Source organism: Brachybacterium sp. NBEC-018 (assembly GCF_024860185.1).
Taxonomy (GTDB): Bacteria; Actinomycetota; Actinomycetes; order Actinomycetales; family Dermabacteraceae; genus Brachybacterium; species Brachybacterium rhamnosum.
The window spans coordinates 3,206,909-3,225,763 of record NZ_CP100650.1 but is presented as its reverse complement, the minus strand read 5'-3'; the positions used below and the strand labels follow the sequence as shown (position 1 = coordinate 3,225,763).

General features: G+C 71.3%; 15 protein-coding genes. 13 read left to right on the top strand and 2 right to left on the bottom strand.

The genetic code is table 11. The features are described from left to right. The first annotated feature begins 22 nt into the window (after window positions 1-22). The 11 genes from ftsZ (at window position 23) to NLU66_RS14590 (ending at window position 12,004) form a co-directional block, all read left to right on the top strand. Window positions 23-1,324, top strand: a complete 1,302-nt coding sequence (gene ftsZ, locus NLU66_RS14640; RefSeq protein WP_137771216.1) for a cell division protein FtsZ — start codon at window positions 23-25, stop codon at window positions 1,322-1,324. Beyond that, window positions 1,321-2,055, top strand: coding sequence for a peptidoglycan editing factor PgeF (gene pgeF, locus NLU66_RS14635; RefSeq protein WP_259360364.1), 735 nt, complete (start codon window positions 1,321-1,323; stop codon window positions 2,053-2,055). Before ftsZ ends, pgeF begins: the two co-directional genes overlap by 4 nt. A gap of 167 nt (window positions 2,056-2,222) precedes the next feature. Continuing rightward, window positions 2,223-2,705 carry a cell division protein SepF gene (locus NLU66_RS14630; protein WP_259360363.1) on the top strand — a complete coding sequence of 161 codons (483 nt, stop codon included), beginning with the start codon at window positions 2,223-2,225 and terminating at the stop codon, window positions 2,703-2,705. 6 nt (window positions 2,706-2,711) lie between these two features. Beyond that, window positions 2,712-3,002 carry a YggT family protein gene (locus NLU66_RS14625; protein WP_137771213.1) on the top strand — a complete coding sequence of 97 codons (291 nt, stop codon included), beginning with the start codon at window positions 2,712-2,714 and terminating at the stop codon, window positions 3,000-3,002. 82 nt (window positions 3,003-3,084) lie between these two features. Next, entirely contained in the window at window positions 3,085-3,828 is a 744-nt protein-coding gene (locus NLU66_RS14620; RefSeq protein ID WP_259360362.1) for a DivIVA domain-containing protein, read from the top strand. Beyond that, entirely contained in the window at window positions 3,825-4,433 is a 609-nt protein-coding gene (gene lspA, locus NLU66_RS14615) for a signal peptidase II (protein WP_259360361.1), read from the top strand. Before NLU66_RS14620 ends, lspA begins: the two co-directional genes overlap by 4 nt. Beyond that, the gene (locus NLU66_RS14610) at window positions 4,430-5,359 is read left to right on the top strand and encodes an RluA family pseudouridine synthase (protein ID WP_259360360.1); all 930 of its coding nucleotides are present in this window, start codon (window positions 4,430-4,432) and stop codon (window positions 5,357-5,359) included. The genes lspA and NLU66_RS14610 overlap by 4 nt, the downstream gene beginning before the upstream one ends. A gap of 26 nt (window positions 5,360-5,385) precedes the next feature. Then, complete coding sequence (locus NLU66_RS14605) at window positions 5,386-6,132, top strand: hypothetical protein (protein WP_259360359.1); 747 nt, start codon at window positions 5,386-5,388, stop codon at window positions 6,130-6,132. Between the two features lie 155 nt (window positions 6,133-6,287). Further along, window positions 6,288-9,857: a DNA polymerase III subunit alpha gene (gene dnaE / locus NLU66_RS14600; RefSeq protein WP_259360358.1), complete on the top strand. Its 3,570-nt coding sequence runs from the start codon at window positions 6,288-6,290 to the stop codon at window positions 9,855-9,857. A gap of 4 nt (window positions 9,858-9,861) precedes the next feature. Then, window positions 9,862-10,731 (top strand): endonuclease/exonuclease/phosphatase family protein, encoded by an 870-nt coding sequence (locus tag NLU66_RS14595; RefSeq protein ID WP_259360357.1) that lies wholly within the window; start codon window positions 9,862-9,864, stop codon window positions 10,729-10,731. A 61-nt stretch (window positions 10,732-10,792) separates the two neighbouring features. Beyond that, window positions 10,793-12,004, top strand: coding sequence for an acyl-CoA dehydrogenase family protein (locus NLU66_RS14590; protein WP_259360356.1), 1,212 nt, complete (start codon window positions 10,793-10,795; stop codon window positions 12,002-12,004). A 72-nt stretch (window positions 12,005-12,076) separates the two neighbouring features. On the opposite strand, the gene NLU66_RS14585 is transcribed toward NLU66_RS14590, so the two are convergent. Next, window positions 12,077-13,639: a flotillin family protein gene (locus tag NLU66_RS14585; protein WP_259360355.1), complete on the bottom strand. Its 1,563-nt coding sequence runs from the start codon at window positions 13,637-13,639 to the stop codon at window positions 12,077-12,079. Window positions 13,640-13,820: 181 nt separating this feature from the next. Here NLU66_RS14585 and NLU66_RS14580 point away from each other — a divergent pair, with 181 nt between their 5' ends. Continuing rightward, window positions 13,821-15,158, top strand: a complete 1,338-nt coding sequence (locus tag NLU66_RS14580) for an MFS transporter (RefSeq protein ID WP_259360354.1) — start codon at window positions 13,821-13,823, stop codon at window positions 15,156-15,158. A 111-nt stretch (window positions 15,159-15,269) separates the two neighbouring features. Here the strand turns inward: NLU66_RS14580 and pgi are convergent, their stop codons facing one another. Then, entirely contained in the window at window positions 15,270-16,970 is a 1,701-nt protein-coding gene (gene pgi / locus NLU66_RS14575) for a glucose-6-phosphate isomerase (protein ID WP_259360353.1), read from the bottom strand. Window positions 16,971-17,158: 188 nt separating this feature from the next. On the opposite strand from pgi, the gene NLU66_RS14570 reads away from it, so the two are divergent. Beyond that, a complete protein-coding gene (locus tag NLU66_RS14570; protein ID WP_259360352.1) occupies window positions 17,159-18,808 on the top strand; it encodes a peptide ABC transporter substrate-binding protein in 1,650 nt (549 codons plus the stop codon). Window positions 18,809-18,855: the final 47 nt, after the last annotated feature.

Sequence of the window (18,855 nt, the reverse complement as noted above, 5' to 3'; positions counted from 1 at the left end):
CGACAAAGAGCAAGGACCAAACGTGGCCGGAACCCAGATCTCCCTCGCAGTCATCAAGGTCGTCGGTGTCGGCGGCGGCGGCGTGAACGCCGTCAACCGCATGATCGAATCCGGCCTCAAGGGCGTCGAGTTCATCGCCATCAACACCGATGCGCAGGCCCTCCTCATGTCCGATGCCGACGTCAAGCTCGACGTCGGCAAGGAGATCACGCGCGGCCTCGGCGCCGGCGCGGACCCGGAGGTCGGCAAGAAGGCCGCCGAGGACCATGCCGAGGAGATCGAGGAGGTCCTCCGCGGGGCCGACATGGTCTTCGTGACGGCCGGCGAGGGCGGCGGCACCGGCACCGGCGGCGCCCCCGTCGTCGCGAGCATCGCCCGCAGCCTCGGCGCGCTGACCATCGGCGTGGTCACCCGCCCCTTCACCTTCGAGGGCCGCCGCCGCGCGACCCAGGCCGAGTCGGGCATCGCGGCCCTCCAGGCCGAGGTCGACACGCTCATCGTGATCCCCAACGACCGCCTGCTGTCGATCGCCGACAAGGCCGTCTCGATGCTCGACGCCTTCAAGAGCGCGGACCAGGTCCTGCTCTCCGGTGTCCAGGGCATCACGGACCTCATCACCACGCCGGGTCTGATCAACCTCGACTTCGCGGACGTCAAGTCCGTCATGCAGGGCGCCGGCAGCGCCCTCATGGGCATCGGCTCCGCCCGCGGCGAGGACCGCGCGCTGCAGGCCGCCGAGCTCGCGGTCTCGAGCCCCCTGCTCGAGGCCTCGATCGACGGCGCCTACGGCGTGCTGCTCTCCATCCAGGGCGGCAGCGACCTCGGCCTCTACGAGGTCTCCGAGGCCGCCCGCCTGGTGCAGGAGGCCGCCCACCCGGACGCCAACATCATCTTCGGCTCCGTCATCGACGACGCCCTGGGCGACGAGGTCCGCGTGACCGTCATCGCCGCCGGCTTCGAGAGCGGCGGCCCGCGCCCCCGCCAGGAGTCCGCTCCCGTGGTCGCGCGCCCCGCACCCCGTCAGGAGAAGGCCCCCGCGCCGCGCCCCGCGGTCACCGAGAGCCGCAGCGCGGCCCCGGCTGCCGGCGGCACCGGCACCGGAGCGTGGAACGCCCCGCAGCAGACCTTCACGCCGTCGGCCCGCTCCGCCTCGGAGCCCGAGACGGAGCAGTTCGACCCGGCCGAGGTCGAGGAGCAGGACGCCGTGCAGAGCAGCGAGCCCTCGCCCGCGCAGCCGGTCGCACCGCAGCCCGCGCGCCCGCCGCGCATCGAGGAGCCGCCGGCGGACGACGACGACCTCGACCTCCCGTCCTTCCTGAAGTGACGACACCACTCACGGCACGGGCCCCGCGACTTCGCGGGGCCCGTTCCCTGTTCACGGGGCGCGCGGGCGGGGTGAGCGGCGGCGACTTCGCCGGCCTCAACCTCGCCCGGCACGTGGGGGACGAGGAGGCGGACGTCGAGCGCAACCGCGCGCTGCTCGCGACCGAGGTGGGACTGCCGCTCGCCTTCGTCGACCAGGTGCACTCACCGGATGTCCACGTCCTGCCCGAATCCGGCCCGGTGCCCCTCGTCACGGCCGACGCCCTCGTGACCGACCGCCGCGACGTGGCGCTCGCGATCATGGTGGCGGACTGCCTCCCGGTGCTGCTCGTCGATCCCGAGGCCGGGGTGATCGGCGCCGCCCACGCGGGGAGACGCGGCCTCCTGGACGGCGTCCTGCAGGAGACCGTCCGCGCGATGGCCTCGCTCGGGGCCGTGCCCGCCCGGATCGGGGCGGCGATCGGCCCGTCGATCTGCGGGGCCTGCTACGAGGTCCCCGCCGCCATGCGCGAGGAGTCCGCGGCGCAGCTCCCCGTGCTCGCCGCGACGACGTCCTGGGGCACGCCGTCCCTCGACCTCACGGCCGGCGCGGTCGCCGCGCTGGTGGGCGCCGGCGTCCCCGCCGACGCCGTCGAGGACCGCCACCCCTGCACGCTCGAGGACGAGGACTTCTTCTCCTACCGGCGCAGCGCCCGGACCGGGCGCCTCGCCGGTGTCATCGCCCGGGCGTGAGCACACGGGTGTGAGCACGAGCGCATGTCGCGGCGCGCGGCGACACGCCGAGCAGGTGCGCCGTGCCGGGAGGGCCCTGCGGTACGTTCGTCGCACAGGGCCCCCGCGCACTCCCCGTGCTTCCCCGGGGTCCAGGTCAGCGTGAACAACGAAGTGGGAGAACAGCCATGGGAACCTGGCGCAACGCCATGGTCGCACTCGGCCTCGCCAACGAGGTCGACGACGAGTACTACGAGGACGAGCGGGACGCCCGCGACGAGGCCGCACAGCCCCGCCGCACCGAGCGCACCCCCGAGCCTGCCCCCGCCCGGGAGGCCCAGGTCACCCCGATCCGTCAGCGGTCCATCGTGACCGTGGCGCCTTCCGTGGAGGAGTCGATGCACCGCATCACCACGATCCACCCGCGTTCCTACAACGACGCGAAGGCCATCGGCGAGTCCTTCCGCGACGGCGTCCCCGTCATCGTGAACCTCTCCGACATGCAGGACGGCGACGCGAAGCGCATGGTCGACTTCTCCGCCGGCCTCGTGTTCGGCCTGCGCGGCACCATCGAGCGCGTGACGTCCAAGGTCTTCCTGCTCTCCCCGGAGTTCGTGGAGGTCGACGGCGACACCACGCCCGACGAGGGCAGCTTCTACAACCAGAGCTGACCCTCGATGGCCGTGATCGCAGGAGTGCTGTACATCGCACTCCTGCTCTACATGATCGTGCTCGTGGCGCGTCTGGTCCTGGAATGGATCCAGGCGTACTCGCGCGACTTCCGGCCGACCGGCCTCGTGCTGGTGCTGTTCGAGGTGGTGTACACGCTGACCGACCCTCCCGTGAAGGGTCTTCGCCGCCTCATCCCGCCCATCCGGCTCGGGGCGGTCTCCCTGGACCTCAGCCTCATGATCGTGCTCCTCGTGGGCTGGATCCTGCTGGGAGTCCTGGGACGCGTCGCCGTCTGACCGCGACGCCCTGCACGATCCGCTACTCTGTCCAGCAGCGCGCAAGCGCGTTCGGACCCAGACTGCAACGAGAAGGTGACCCATGGCTCTGATGCCCGATGACCTGCTGAACAAGCGGTTCACCCCGGTGCGGTTCTCCGAGGGCTACGACATGGACGAGGTGGACAACTTCCTCGACAATGACATCCTGCCGCGCCTGCAGGAGCTCATCGACGAGAACAGCCGGCTGACCAAGGAGCTCGAGGAGGCGCACAACCGCGTCGCCGAGCTCGAGTCCGCCCAGGCAGCCTCCACCGAGGTCCCGGCCGAGCAGGCCGAGGAGACCGCCGCCCCCGTCGCAGCCGTCGCGGAGACCCCCGAGGTCGACGAGACCGCCCCGCAGACGGTCGTGGACGAGGCCCCCTCGACCACCGAGACCGTCGCCGCCGAGCAGCCCGCCCCCGTGGTCGAGCAGCCCGCGGAGGCCCCGGCCGCCGAGGCTCCCGCCGCCGGCGCCGCCGCCCCGGCGCCGACCGACGCCGCGGGCATCATCGCCCTCGCGAACCGCCTGCACGACGAGTACGTCAAGAACGGTGAGGACGAGCGCGACCGCCTCATCGCCGAGGCCAACGACGAGCACAAGCGCATCGTCGGCGAGGCCGAGGAGAAGTCGGCGAGCACCCTCGCGGCGCTCGAGAAGTCCAAGGCGGATCTGGAGAAGTCGATCGAGGGTCTGCGCACCTTCGAGCGCGACTACCGCAACCGCCTGCGGAACTACCTCGAGAACCAGCTCCGCGACCTCGACACCGACGAGACGCAGGACAAGCAGGCGAACTTCGGCCTGTGAGCCAGCCCGCCTCCTCCTCGACGAGCGCCGGACCCGTGGGGTCCGGCGCTCGTCGCCGTGCGGGCCTCCCGCTGCCCGCGGTGCTCGCGATCGTCGTGCTGTTCGGCGCCGTGATCCTCGTGCTCGACCAGCTCTCGAAGAATTGGGCCGTCGCGAACCTGCCGCTCCTGGAGCCGCAGCCGTTCCTCGGTGAGCTCCTCCAGCTGACGCTGCTGTACAACACCGGCGCCGCCTGGGGCATGGGCGCGGAGATCACCCCCGTGGTCACCGTCCTGCAGATGGGCATCGCCGCCGGCGTCGTGGTCTTCGCCGTGAAGGCGGTGCGCTCGCCCTGGTACGCGATCGCCCTCGCCCTGATCCTCGGCGGGGCCCTCGGCAACATCCACGACCGCCTGCTGCGCGAGCCCGGCCCCTTCCACGGCGGCGTCGTCGACTTCCTCGAGCTGCCCCACTGGCCCGTCTTCAACGTCGCCGACATGGGCGTGGTGGGCGGCGCGGTGCTCGTCGTGCTGCTCGGCGTCCTCGGCGTCGCGACCGACCCCGGCGCCACGGACCGCGAGGACCACACGACCGAGGCCCCCGCGCCCGAGGAGGGCGAGGCGTGAGCAGCGAGCGCACGCTCATGGTCCCGGACGGTCTCGTCGGCGACCGCGTGGACGCGGGGCTCTCCCGGATGCTGGGGCTCTCCCGCACCCGCGCCGCGGATCTCATCGACGCCGGCCACGTGGAGATCGACGGCAGCGCCGTCGCCTCGCGCTCCGTGCGCCTCGAGCCCGGCATGATGCTCTTCGTGCACCTGCCGGACGAGGCGCCCGCCGTCGCGGTGCGCCCGCAGATCGCCCCCGGCATGAGCCTCGTCCACCAGGACGAGGACCTCGTCGTGGTCGACAAGCCCGTGGGCGTCGCCGCGCACCCGAGCACCGGCTGGTCCGGCCCGACCGTGCTGGGGCACCTCGCCGCCGCCGGCGTCTCCATCCGCACGAGCGGCGACGCGGAGCGCCAGGGGATCGTCAGCCGCCTCGACGTGGGCACGAGCGGCCTCATGGTCGTCGCCCGCACCGAGCGCGCCTACACGACGCTCAAGGACGCCTTCCGGGCTCGTGAGGTCGGCAAGGTCTACCATGCGGTCTGCCAGGGTCGCCCGGATCGCGGCGCGGGCACGATCGAGGCGCCGATCGGGCGCTCCCCGCACCACGACTACAAGTTCGCGGTGCGCCAGGACGGCAAGCACTCGGTCACCCACTACTCGACGCTCGAGGAGCTCTCCGGCGCGACGCTGCTGCGGGTGAAGCTCGAGACCGGGCGCACGCACCAGATCCGCGTGCACATGGCCGCCCTGCACCACCCGCTCGTGGGGGACCCGCTCTACGGCGCCGATCCCACGCTCGCGGAGCGGGTGGGCCTGCGGCGCCAGTGGCTGCACGCCATGGAGCTGACCTTCGTGCACCCCGTCTCCCAGGAGCAGGTCACCTTCTCCTCGCAGTACCCGAGCGATCTCCAGCACGCGCTCGACGCCCTGCGCGACGCTTGAGCCGCCCGGCCGGATACGGTCGACCCATGAGCCCCGCGAGCGAGAACCCGCAGCGCCCCTCCCGCGACCGCGCCCTCGAGCGGGCGGCGTTCCCCTGGTCCCGGGTGGCCGGCGTGCTCGGCCTGGACCCGGAGGAGGCGGAGCTCGCGCTCCGCGACGAGGACCGCACGCGCGAGGCGGTGCTCGCCGCGAGCCGGGCCCACCTCGCCGCGGACGACGACCGCCGGGCGGGCCGCGTGCCGGACACCGCCATCGCCGCCCATCCGGACTTCCCGACCGGGATGGGCATGAGCCTCATCGGCGCCGGCGTGCTGTGGGAGGTCACGGACCTCGTGCCGCAGATCGCCCTGCGCGTCGCGAAGGACCACCACGAGGACGGCGACGAGGAGCTCGCCGCGAGCTTCGCGGCGATGGTGGCCGAGTTCGCCCGGCCCCCGGAGGACGACGCCGTCGCCTGGGCGGCGCAGTCGCTGCTCGTGGACGTGTTCACCCGCGCCGGCAGCCCCGACCGGGCGGACGCCCTCGCCCAGGACCTCGCCGCGCACGCCGTGCCCCTGGACCTGTGGCGGGATGACGACCCCGCCCTCCCGGACGACTCCATGGCCTGGCACGGCGGCGCCTTCGTCGAGGGCATGCCGCCCCGCCGCGACGGTCGCGCCCTCACCTTCGAGGAGGCCGCCGAGTACGTCGACTCCCTGCTCACGGACAGCCTGCGCGAGCGCGAGGCCGAGGGCGACGGCCCAGGGGACGGCCCGGGCGAGCGCCCGGCCTGAGCCCTGTCCCGGCCCGTCGGACGCCGCCCCCCCGGAGCCGCCGCCGAACGCCCCGCGGGCCCCGAGGATTCCCCTGCGGGCCGACCCGCCGGGGTGACCTCCGTGACCCCCGTCGCGCGGCACGTCGGGGCCGCGGGATGACTACGCTGGAGCGCATGGCTTCCGCGGGTAACGACGACTTCGTCCATCTCCACGTCCACACCGACTACTCCCTCCTGGACGGGGCGGCGAAGATCGACAAGCTCGTCGCCGAGGCCGCCCACCAGGGGCAGAGCGCGGTCGCGATCACCGATCACGGGTACCTCTTCGGCGCCTACGAGTTCTACCGCGCGGCGACGAACGCCGGGGTGAAGCCGATCATCGGCGTCGAGGCGTACGTGACCCCGGGGACCAGCCGGCACGACCGCACGCGCGTGCAGTGGGGGACCAAGGAGCAGCAGCTCGCCGGCGACGACGTCTCCGCGCGCGGCGCCTACACGCACATGACCCTGCTGTCGAAGTCGACCGAGGGCATGCACAACCTCTTCCGCCTGGGCTCCGCCGCCTCCCTCGACGGCCAGATGGGCAAGTGGCCGCGCATGGACCGCGAGATCCTCGCGAAGTACGCGCCGGGCCTCATCGCGACCTCCGGCTGCCCCTCCGGCGAGGTGCAGACCCGGCTCCGCCTGGGACAGGTCGACGAGGCCATCAAGGCCGCCGGCGAGTTCCAGGACATGTTCGGCAAGGAGAACTACTTCATCGAGCTCATGGACCACGGGCTCGACATCGAGCGGCGGGTCACGAAGGGCCTGCTCGAGGTGTCGAAGGCCGTGGGTGCCCCGCTCGTCGCGACCAACGACCTCCACTACGTCACCGAGCAGGACGCGACCATCCAGGACGTGCTGCTGTGCATCAACTCCGGGTCCAAGCTCACCGACCCGGACCGCTTCAAGTTCGACGGCTCCGGCTACTTCCTGAAGTCCGCCCAGCAGATGCGCGAGCTGTTCCGCGAGTTCCCCGAGGCGTGCGACAACACGCTGCGGATCGCCGAGATGTGCGACGTCGCCTTCACGACGACCGCCGAGGGCGCGAACTACATGCCGCACTTCCCGACCCCCGGCGGCGAGGACGAGGACTCCTGGTTCGTCAAGCAGGTCCAGGACGGCCTCGAGTACCGCTACCCCGCCGGCATCCCCGACAACGTCCAGCAGCGCGCGGACTACGAGGTCGGGATCATCCTCCAGATGGGCTTCCCGGGCTACTTCCTCGTCGTCTCCGACTACATCAAGTGGGCCAAGGAGCAGGGGATCCGCGTGGGACCGGGCCGAGGCTCGGGCGCCGGCTCGATGGTCGCCTACGCCATGCGCATCACCGACCTCGACCCGATCGAGCACGGCCTGCTCTTCGAGCGGTTCCTCAACCCCGACCGCGTCTCCATGCCCGACTTCGACGTCGACTTCGATGATCGCCGCCGCGGCGAGGTCATCGACTACGTCGAGCAGAAGTACGGCGACGACAAGGTCGCCCAGGTCGTCACCTACGGCGTCATGAAGACGAAGAACTCCCTCAAGGACGCCGCCCGCGTCCTGGACTACCCCTTCGCCGTCGGCGACCGGATCACGAAGGCGCTGCCGCCGGCCGTGATGGGCAAGGACATCCCGATCAAGGGGATCTTCGACCCCGAGCACAAGCGCTATGCGGAGGCGACCGAGTTCCGCCGTCTCCACGACGAGGACCCGGACGTCCAGAAGGTCGTCGGGATCGCGAAGGGCGTCGAGGGCCTGACCCGCGGCTGGGGCGTCCACGCCTGCGCGGTCATCATGTCCAGCCACACCCTCACCGACATCATCCCGATGATGCGCCGCCCCTCCGACGGCCAGATCATCACTCAGTTCGAGTACCCGACCTGCGAGACGCTCGGCCTGCTGAAGATGGACTTCCTGGGGCTGCGCAACCTCACGGTGCTCTCCGACGCGGTGCAGAACATCGAGCGCAACGGCAAGGAGCCCGTCGACCTCGAGCAGCTGCCCTTCGACGACCCCGCCACCTACGAGCTGCTCCAGCGCGGCGACACGCTCGGCGTGTTCCAGCTGGACGGCAGCGGCATGCGCACCCTGCTGCGGCAGATGAAGCCCGACAAGTTCGGCGACATCACCGCCGTCTCGGCGCTCTACCGCCCGGGCCCGATGGGCATGGGCTCGCACACGAACTACGCGCTGCGCAAGAACGGCCTGCAGCCGATCACGCCGATCCACCCGGAGCTCGAGGAGCCGCTCGCGGAGATCCTCGGCGAGACCTACGGCGTGCTCGTCTACCAGGAGCAGGTCATGCAGACCGCGCAGAAGGTCGCGGGCTACAGCCTCGGCGAGGCGGACATCCTCCGCCGCGCCATGGGCAAGAAGAAGAAGGCGGAGCTGGACAAGCAGTACGTCTCCTTCGAGGCCGGCATGAAGGAGCACGGCTACTCCGACGCCGCCGTCGCCGCGCTCTGGGAGACCCTGCTGCCCTTCGCGGACTACGCGTTCAACAAGTCACACTCCGCCGCCTACGGCGTGGTCTCCTACTGGACCGGCTACCTCAAGGCGAACTACCCGACCGAGTACATGGCCGCGCTGCTCACCTCCACGCAGGAGAACCGCGACCGGCTCGGCCTGTACCTGGGCGACTGCCGCCACCGCGGGATCACGGTGCTGCCGCCCGACGTCAACGAGTCGGACCTGTACTTCTCCGCCGTCGGCGACGACATCCGCTTCGGCCTCTCCGCGATCCGCAACGTGGGCGCGAACGTCGTCGAGGAGATCATCAAGGCGCGCGAGGAGAAGGGCGCCTTCACCTCCTTCACGGACTTCCTCGACAAGGTGCCGCTCAGCGTGTGCAACAAGCGCACGATCGAGTCGCTCATCAAGGGCGGGGCCTTCGACTCGCTGGGCCACAACCGCCGCTCCCTCGTGCTCATCCACGAGGACGCCGTGGACTCCGTGGTCGACGTCAAGCGCAAGGAGGCCCAGGGCCAGTACGACCTCTTCGCGGACATGCTCGGCGGGGGCGGGGCCGACGACGGCATGGCCACCGGCTCCGCCGCGACCCTCACGATCCCCGAGCTGCCCGAGTGGGACCGCAAGGAGAAGCTCGCCTTCGAGCGGAACATGCTGGGCCTGTACGTCTCCGACCACCCGCTGTACGGCCTCGAGCACGTGATCGCGCAGAACTCCTCGATCGCGATCAGCGCCCTCGCGGACGACGGCGCGGTCGAGGACGGCACGATGGTCACGATCGCGGGGCTCATCACGACCCTGCAGCGCAAGACCACCAAGAAGGGCGACATGTGGGCGATCGCCACCGTCGAGGACCTCGAGGGCGCGATCGACTGCCTCATGTTCCCCTCGACATACATGACCGTCGCCTCCGAGCTCGCCGAGGACCTCGTCGTCTCGATGAAGGGACGTGTGGACACCTCCAAGGGCATGCCCGAGCTGCGCGTCATGGAGATGACGATCCCCGAGGTGGGCTCCGGCCCGGACGGCCCCGTCACGCTCGTCCTCCCGGCGATGCGCGCGACCTCGAAGGTCGCCGAGGGCATCCGCGGGGTGCTCGAGGACAACCCGGGCTCGAGCGAGGTGCACCTGCGGCTCCAGGAGCCGGGCCGCACGACGCTCATGCAGCTGGACAAGCGGCTCTCGGTGACGCCCTCGCCTGCGCTCTACGCCTCGCTGAAGGCGCTGCTGGGTCCCGGCTGCCTGATGTGACCGGGTGAGCGCCGTGCGCGTCGCGAGCGTCAACATCCATCACGGGGCCGACGCCCGCGGCCGCCTCGACCTGGCCCGCACGGCGGCGGCGATCGCCGCGACGGGCGCGGACCTCGTCGCCCTCCAGGAGGTCGACGTCCGCTTCGGTGAGCGCTCGCTGCACGAGGACCAGGCGGCGCTGCTGGGCGAGGCGCTCGGCATGCACGTGCGCTTCGGCGCCGCGATCCCCCGCGGGGAGGGGGACGGCTACGGCCTCGCCCTCCTGAGCCGCGCCCCGATCGGGGAGGCGGTCATGCACCCGCTGCCCGGGGCGTCCGGGCCGCGGCCGCTTCGGGAGCCCCGCGGGCTGCTCGACGCGCAGGTCGAGCTGCCGGGGGAGGGGACGGTGCGGGTGCTCGTCACCCATCTCGACCACGACCACCGGTCCCATCGTGACGTCCAGGTGCGGGAGATCCTGCGCCTCGTCGCGGAGGACGCGGGCCCCGTCGTGCTCCTCGGGGACCTCAATGCCGACCCCTCCGCCCCCGAGCTCGCGGGCCTGCGGCTGCGCGGCTTCCGCGACGCCGCGATCGAGGTGGCGCGGGAGCGCCGGCGGGGGACGGTCGCTCGCGCCCCGGGCGGGACGGCGCCGGGCCGTGCCCTGTCGCGCGCGGCGCGGGTCCTGTCCCTCGCGCGCGCGGTGGTCCCGCACGGGCCCGTGCGCGCGACCTGGCCGGTGCGCGTCCCGCTGCGCCGCCTCGACGCGATCTGGCTGCGCGGGCCCGTCCGCGCCCGGGAGCTGCGCGTGGTGAGGACCGCGGCGACCGACCACCGCCTCCTCGTCGCCCGCCTCGAGCTCGACCGACCTGCGCGGGGCCAAGGACAGGGGCAGTGACCTGCAGGAAGGTCAGCTGTGTTGCGCGACGTCAAGGGGCGCGTCGGCCTACGGTAGGACCATGAGCCTCGAGACCGATCTGCTGCCTGTCGACCTGCTGGCCACGATCCGCGAGCGTGCCGTCGTGCACGACCGGGAGAACACCTTCCCCGAGCAGGACCTCGCGGATCTCCGCGAGCGCGGCTACCTGCGCCTGCTCGTGCCGGAGGAGCTCGGCGGGCTCGGCGCGAGCCTGCTCGAGGCGACCCGCGTGCAGCGCCGGCTCGCGCAGGCCGCCCCGGCCACCGCCCTCGCCATGAACATGCACCTCGTCGTCACCGGCGCCGCGCTGCACGCGCACCGGCTCGGCGTCGCCGAGGTGCGCACGGTGCTCGAGGAGGCCGCGGCGGGGGAGCTGCACGCCTTCGGGATCTCCGAGGCCGGCAACGAGGCGATGCTCTTCGACTCCTCGACCCATGCCGTGCCGGACGGCGAGGGCGGCTTCCGCCTCACCGGCACCAAGATCTTCACGTCCCTCGCCCCCGTGTGGGACCGGCTCGTCGTCCACGGGCGGATCGCCTCGACCTCGGAGAACGACCCGCGGCTCGTGCTCGGCGTCCTCGAGCGCACGGACGCCGTCGAGGTGCTCGAGGACTGGGACACCCACGGCATGCGGGCCTCCCAGTCCCGTACCACGCGGCTCCACGAGGCGCCGCTGAGCGCCGCCCGCGTGCTCACGCAGACGCCCGTCGGCCCTCACGGTGACCCCTTCGTCATGGGCGTCTTCGGCGCCTTCGAGCTGCTGCTGGCCGCGGTGTACACGGGCCTCGCGGAGCGGGCCGTCGAGCTCGGCGCCGGGATCGCCACGACCCGCCGCAGCGTGACCCGGGGGATCCTCCACGCCGACGACCCGGACGTGCGCCGGCGCCTCGCCCGCGCGGCGATCGCCCTGGACGGCTCCGTGCTCCAGATCGAGAAGCTCGCCGGGGATCTCGACGCGCTCGGCACGGGGGAGCGGGGCGCGGGCACCACGGACCACGGCCCGCGCTGGTTCCTGCAGTTCTCCGGCGTGAAGTCCCGTTCCACCGAGGCCGCGATCGCGGCCGTGGACGAGGTGCTGCGTGCGAGCGGCGGCGCGCACTTCTTCCGGCGCAGCGAGCTCGAGCGGCTCTCCCGCGATGTCCGCGCGGGCATGTACCACCCCTCCGACGAGGAGTCAGTGCAGTCCTCCTACGCGAAGGCGCTGCTCGGCGAGATCGGCGACGCGGAGCGGCCGGGAGCCGATCGCTCCTGATCGGGAGGCCCCGACGACGGCGCGCCCCGGCCCCTCGTAAAAGGGACCGGGGCGCGCCGTGCGGTGGGGAGGTCAGTCCTCCGAGGAGGCGTCCTCCTCGATCGGGGCCGACGGGGCCGACACGGCAGGAGCCGGGGCGGAGGAGCTCTCCGCCTCGGCGCGCACCGCGCGGCCGCCCTCGGAGGCCCGCTGGAGGGTCTCGCCGAAGTCGATCCCGGTGGTGGAGCTGACCATGTCGAGCACCTGCGCGAGGCCCACGGAGATGTTCTGCCCGATCTTCGCCTCGCCGTCGGTGGAGAACACGGAGAGCTTGTCGATGTTCGAGTAGGGCTTCGCGAGCTCGCCGGCGACCGTCGGCAGCACCTCGAGCACCTGCGCGAGCACGGCGGCGTCGTTGAACTGCTTGTACGCCTCGGCGCGGGCGCGGGTGGTCTCCGCCTCCGCGTCGCCCTTGGCGCGGATGGACGCGCCCTCGGCCTCGCCCTGCGCGCGCAGGGAGTCGGCGGTCGCCTGACCCTCGAGGCGCACGGCCTCGGCGTCCTTCGAGCGGCGCTGCAGCTCGACCTCGGCCTCGGCGCGGCCGCGGGCCTCGATCGCGTGGGCCTCCGCGTCGGCGGAGACCTTGCGGGACTCGGCGCGGTTGCGCTCGTCCGTCAGCTGCGCCTCGGAGTCGGCGATGCGCGCGTACTTCTTCGAGTCCGCGTCCTGCTGCTCGGCGTAGCGCTTGGCCTCGGCCGGCTTGTGGACCTCGGCGACGAGCTGCTTCTCGCGCAGGTCGTTGTTGCGGACCGCGATGAGCTCCTCCTGCTCGATGATGCGCTGCTGCTGGGCGGCGCGGGCGAGCGGGCCGGCGGCGTCGGCGACGGCCTGGCGGGCGTCGGTCTGCTCCTTGATCTCGGCCTGGCGGAGGTCGAAGGCCTGCTTGGACTCCGCCTCCTGCTGGAGGTTGAGGTTCTTGGCCTGGGTGGACTCACGGTTCGCGTCGGACTCGGCGATCGCGGCGCGCTTGGCGACGAGCGCGGCCTCGGGCCGGCCCCAGTCGCGGAGGTAGGAGCCGTCGTCCTCGACCGCGGAGATCTGGAAGGTGTCGATGACCAGACCCTGGTTGTTCATGGAGTGCTCGGCCTCGGCCTGCACCTGGCTCGCGAAGGAGGCGCGGTCGCGGATGATCTGCTCGACCGTCAGCGTGCCGACGACGGCGCGCAGGGTGCCGGAGAGGATCTCCTGGGTGTAGTGGTCGATCTGCTGCTGCTGATCAAGGAAGCGCTGCGAGGCCTTGCGGACGTCGTCCACGTTGCCGCCCACCTTGACCTGCGCGACGCCGCGCAGGCGCAGGAAGATGCCGTTCATCGAGTAGCCCTCGACCTCGACGGGGATCTGGCGCGAGCTGAGGCTCAGCACGAAGGCGCGGTCGACGATGGGGCGCACGATCGCGCGGCCGCCGATGACCACGCGGGCGCCGCCGGACTCGAGGTCGATGTCCCCGGTGGGGCTCGCCTTCCCGCTGCGACCGGTGATGATGAGAGCCTCGTTCGGCGCGGCGATGCGGTAGCTGCGCAGCAGCACGAGCAGCAGGATGAGCAGCACGACGATCACGACGGCTGCGATGCCGATGATCGGCACCAATGCTTCCATGGGGTCCCCCTCCAGCGATGGCACAGCGCGGCCCCGGGCACGCGCTGTCGGTCCCGGTCATCCTCCCAGGTGGGGGAGGGGAGCGGCGAGCGCTGTCCGAGGTCGGGACCCAGCCGTGACCCGGGTCCAGGATACGGATGGCATGTCCCGGATGGTGAGACCCGGGCGTATCGTCGCGCGGGTGAGTACGACAAGCACCTCCTCCGCGCCGGCAGCGGCGCCCGCGAACACCCGAGGGCGGGTGATCGGGGCCTCGATGATCGGCACGACCATCGAGTTCTTCGACTTCTACGCCTACGCGACCGCCGCCTCGCTCGTGTTCCCGGCCCTGTTCTTCCCCCGGCAGGACGCCACCACGCAGCTGCTGAGCTCCTTCGCGATCTTCGGCGTCGCCTTCTTCGCCCGGCCCATCGGCTCGATCATCTTCGGGCACTTCGGCGACCGGATCGGCCGCAAGAAGACCCTCGTGGCGAGCCTGCTCGTCATGGGCATCGCGACCTTCCTCATCGGCCTGCTGCCCTCCGCCTCGACGCCCGGCTTCGCCGTCGTCGCCCCGACGATCCTCGTGCTGCTGCGCTTCTGCCAGGGCATCGGCCTGGGCGGCGAGTGGTCCGGCGCCGCGCTGCTCGCGACCGAGAACGCCCCCGAGGGCAAGCGCGCCCTCTACGGCACCTTCCCCCAGCTGGGTGCCCCGATCGGGTTCATCCTCTCGAACGTGCTGTTCGTGATCCTCAGCCTCACGCTCGACGAGGCGCAGTTCTCCTCCTGGGGCTGGCGGATCCCGTTCCTGCTCTCCGCGGTGCTGGTGGTCGTGGGCCTCTGGGTGCGCCTGAAGCTCATGGAGACCCCGGCCTTCCAGAAGGTCCTCGACGAGCAGCGCGTGGCGACCGTGCCGCTCGCGCGCGTCTTCACCACCGCATGGCGACCGCTCATCGCGGCGACCCTCGCGATGGTCGCGACCTACGTCCTCTTCTACATGATGACGGCCTTCCTCACCGTCGTCGGCACCACCCCGGCCGACGCCGCGGTGCCGGGCCTCGGCTACGAGCGGGCGGGCTTCCTCACCCGGCTCATCATCGGCGTCGTGTTCTTCGGGATTTTCACCCTGGTCTCCGGCCCGATGGCGGACCGCCTGGGCCGCCGTCGCCACCTCATCGGCGTGACGATCGCGATCGGCGTCTACGGCTTCCTCGTGCAGCCGCTGCTGCACGCGGGCGGCGTCGGCGTCATGGCGACCCTCATCATCGGCTTCTCGCTCATGGGCCTGACCTTCGGGCCCATGGCGTCCTTCCTGCCGGAGATGTTCAAGGCCGACGTCCGCTACACGGGCAGCGCCATCAGCTACAACATGGCCTCCGTGATCGGTGCGGCGCCCGCGCCGTACGCGCTCATCGCCCTGTGGGGTGCCGGGGACGGGAAGCTGTGGCTCGTGGGCGGCTACCTCACCCTCGCCGCGCTCATCACGCTGATCTCCATCACGATCGGCAAGGAGACCAAGGACGTCGACTTCCTCCAGTGAGGGCCCTCCGCCACCGACGCCGACGGGGCGCCGTCACCGGGATGCTCCCGGCGACGGCGCCCCGTCGTCATGCAGCGCAGCTGTGCCGCTCTGCCGCTGTGAGCGCTCCGATCAGGCGCGGTGCTCGCGGTAGTAGCGGATGAGCGCCGCGGTGGAGGCGTCCTCCGCGGCGATCGCGGACTCGTCACCCGCGACCGCGGGGGCGAGGCCCTTGGCGAGCTGCTTGCCGAGCTCCACGCCCCACTGGTCGAAGGAGTTGATGCCCCACACGGCGCCCTGGACGAAGGTGATGTGCTCGTACAGTGCGATGAGCTGGCCCAGCACGGACGGGGTCAGCGCGGGCGCCATGATCGACGTCGTCGGACGGTCGCCGGAGAACTCGCGGGCCGCGACGAGCGCACCCTCGGTGCCCTCCGCGCGGACCTCGTCGGCCGTCTTGCCGAAGGCGAGGGCCTTGGTCTGCGCGAAGAAGTTCGCGAGGAACAGCTCGTGCACGTCCTGCTCGCCGTCCTTGAGCGGGCGGGCCGGGGTCGCGAAGGCGATGAAGTCCGCCGGGATGATCCGGGTGCCCTGGTGGATCAGCTGGTAGAAGGCGTGCTGCCCGTTGGTGCCGGGCTCGCCCCAGAAGACCTCGCCGGTCTCGGTGGCGACGGTCGAGCCGTCCCAGCGCACCGACTTGCCGTTGGACTCCATCGTCAGCTGCTGGAGGTAGGCGGGGAAGCGGTGCAGGTACTGGGAGTAGGGGAGGACCGCGTGGGTCTCCGCCTCGAGGAAGTTCACGTTCCACACGTTCAGCAGGCCCATGAGCAGCGGCACGTTCTGCTCCGCCGGGGCGGTCGCGAAGTGCTCGTCCATCGCGTGGAAGCCGGCGAGGAGCTCCTCGAAGACCTCCGGACCCAGCACCGTCGAGAGCACGGTGCCGATCGCGGAGTCCACGGAGTAGCGGCCGCCCACCCAGCTCCAGAACCCGAAGGCGTTCTCCGGGTCGATGCCGAACTCGGCGACCTTGTCGAGCGCCGTGGAGACGGCCACGAAGTGCTTCGCGACGGCCTCCTGCTCCTGCTCCGCGGTGAGGCCCTTCGCGCGGAGGCCGTCGAGCAGCCAGGTGCGCACGAGGCGCGCGTTGGTGATCGTCTCGAGGGTCGTGAAGGTCTTCGAGGCGACGATGACGAGGGTGGTCTCGGGGTCGAGGTCCGCGGTGGTCTCGTAGGCGTCCGTCGGGTCGATGTTCGAGATGAAGCGGGCGGCGAGGCCCTCCTGCGCGTAGGGCTTCAGCGCCTCGTAGACCATGACGGGGCCGAGGTCCGAGCCGCCGATGCCGATGTTCACGACCGTCTCGATGCGCTTGCCGGTCACACCGGTCCACTCGCCGGAGCGGACCTTGGTCGCGAAGTCCGCGATGCGGCCCAGCACCTCGTGCACGTCGTGGTCGACGTCCTGGCCGTCGACCTCGAGGGCGGGGGAGGCCCCGGCGGGGCGGCGCAGCGCCGTGTGCAGCACGGCGCGGTCCTCGGTGGTGTTGATGTGGGCGCCCGCGTACATCGCGTCGCGGCGCGCGAGCACGCCGGTCTGCTCGGCGAGCTGGAGGAGGAGGTCCACGGTCTCGGCGGTGACGAGGTTCTTGGAGAGGTCGACGTGGAGATCGGCCGCGTCGTGGGTGAAGCGCTCGGCGCGCTGCGGGTCCTCCGCGAACCACTCGCGCAGGGAGCCGCTGATCTCGGCATCGTGCGCCTCGAGGGCCTCCCACGCGGGGGTGGTGGTGGGATCGACCGGCGCGGTGGCGCCGCTGACAGGGGCATCAGGAGAAGTCATGGCCCCATTCTCCACCCGGAGCGCGCGGGCGGGTGCGCGCGTGCCCTGTGTCCCTGGGAACCGTCCTGGGGTATCCGAGACCGAAGCGTTACCGCCCGGTGGACAAAGGTTGACAACCCCTGGTGCACACTTGACGTCACGGCGCCCGGTGTAGTCGGCGCCACACACAGCACTCCCAGGAGATCCACATGGCCCTTTCGCGCCGCTCCATGATGCTCGGCACCGCTGCCACCGGCGTCGCCGCAGCCACGCTCGCCGCCTGCACCGGTGGCTCCTCCGGCGGTTCCGGCGGATCCGACGGCGGATCCGGCTCCGGCGAGATGATCTTTGCGAACACCACCGAGCCCGAGAACCCGCTCATCCCGACGAACACCGGAGAGGTCGGCGGCGGTCGCGTCGTCACCTCCATCTTCGCCGGCCTCGTGTACTACACGGCGGACGGCAAGGCCGAGAACGACCTTGCGGAGTCGATCGAGTCCGAGGACAACCAGCACTGGACGATCAAGATCAAGTCCGGCCTGAAGTTCTCCGACGACTCCGACCTCACCGCGCAGTCCTTCGTCGACGCCTGGAACTTCGGTGCGAACGCCGCGAACGCCCAGCTGGGCCAGTACTTCTTCGAGCCGATCGAGGGCTACGCGGATCTCTCCAAGGAGGACGTCGCCGCCGACGCGAAGCTCCCCGGGCTCGAGGTCGTCGACGACACCACGTTCACCGTGCAGCTCGTCTCCGCGCAGTCCGACTTCCCGAACCGCCTCGGCTACTCGGCCTACATGCCGCTCCCCGCGAGCGCCTTCGGCGACATCGAGGCGTTCGGCGAGAAGCCGGTCTCGAACGGCCCCTACATGGTCGACTCCTGGACCCATGACAAGGAGATCGTCCTCGTCCCGAACCCGAACTACGACGGCCCTCGCAAGGCCAAGAACTCGGGCATCACCTTCGTCGTGTACGACAGCGACGAGACCATGTACAACGATCTCCTCGCGGACAACGTGGACGTCATCGACCAGATCCCCACGTCGCAGCTGCAGAACTTCGAGAGCGACCTCGGCGACCGCGCGGTCAACGATCCGGGCGCCGTCTTCCAGTCCTTCACCCTCCCGGGCTACGACCCGAACTTCGAGGGCGAGGCCGGTGCGCTGCGTCGCGAGGCGATCTCGCGCGCGATCGACCGCAAGAGCATCTGCGACAGCCTGTTCTTCGGCACCCGCACCCCGGCGACGGACTTCGTCGCGCCGGTGATCCCCGGTGGCGGTGCGACCGACATCGAGGGTGCTGACGTCCTCGAGTTCGACGAGGCCAAGGCCAAGGACCTGTGGGCGCAGGCGGAGGCGAAGAGCCCCTTCAAGGGACCGCTCACCCTCGCCTACAACGCGGACGGCCCCCACGCCGACTGGGTCGAGGCTGTCTGCAACTCGCTCAAGAACACCCTCGGCATCGAGGCGAACCCGACCCCGTTCCCGGCCTTCGGCGAGATGCGTGAGCAGATCCGCGCGCGGAAGCTCATGGGCACCTGGCGCTCGGGCTGGCAGGCGGACTACCCGTCCATGTACAACTTCCTGGGCCCGCTCTACGGCTCCGGCGCGGCGGACGGCAACGGCTCGAACGACGGCGACTACAAGAACCCCGAGTTCGACCAGCTCCTCTCGGACGGTCTCGCTGCCGCGAGCGAGGACGAGGCCATCAAGATCTGGAAGCAGGCCGAGGCGCTGATCATGCGCGACCTGCCCGTGGTCCCGCTCTGGTACCAGAACACCTTCGGCGGCTACTCGTCGCTCGTGTCGAACGTCGAGTACGGCTGGGACACCGTCCCGCTGTACTACGAGATCACGAAGTGATCGCCGCTTTCCACGAGTGACCTGCTGAACCACCCGACAGCGGGAAC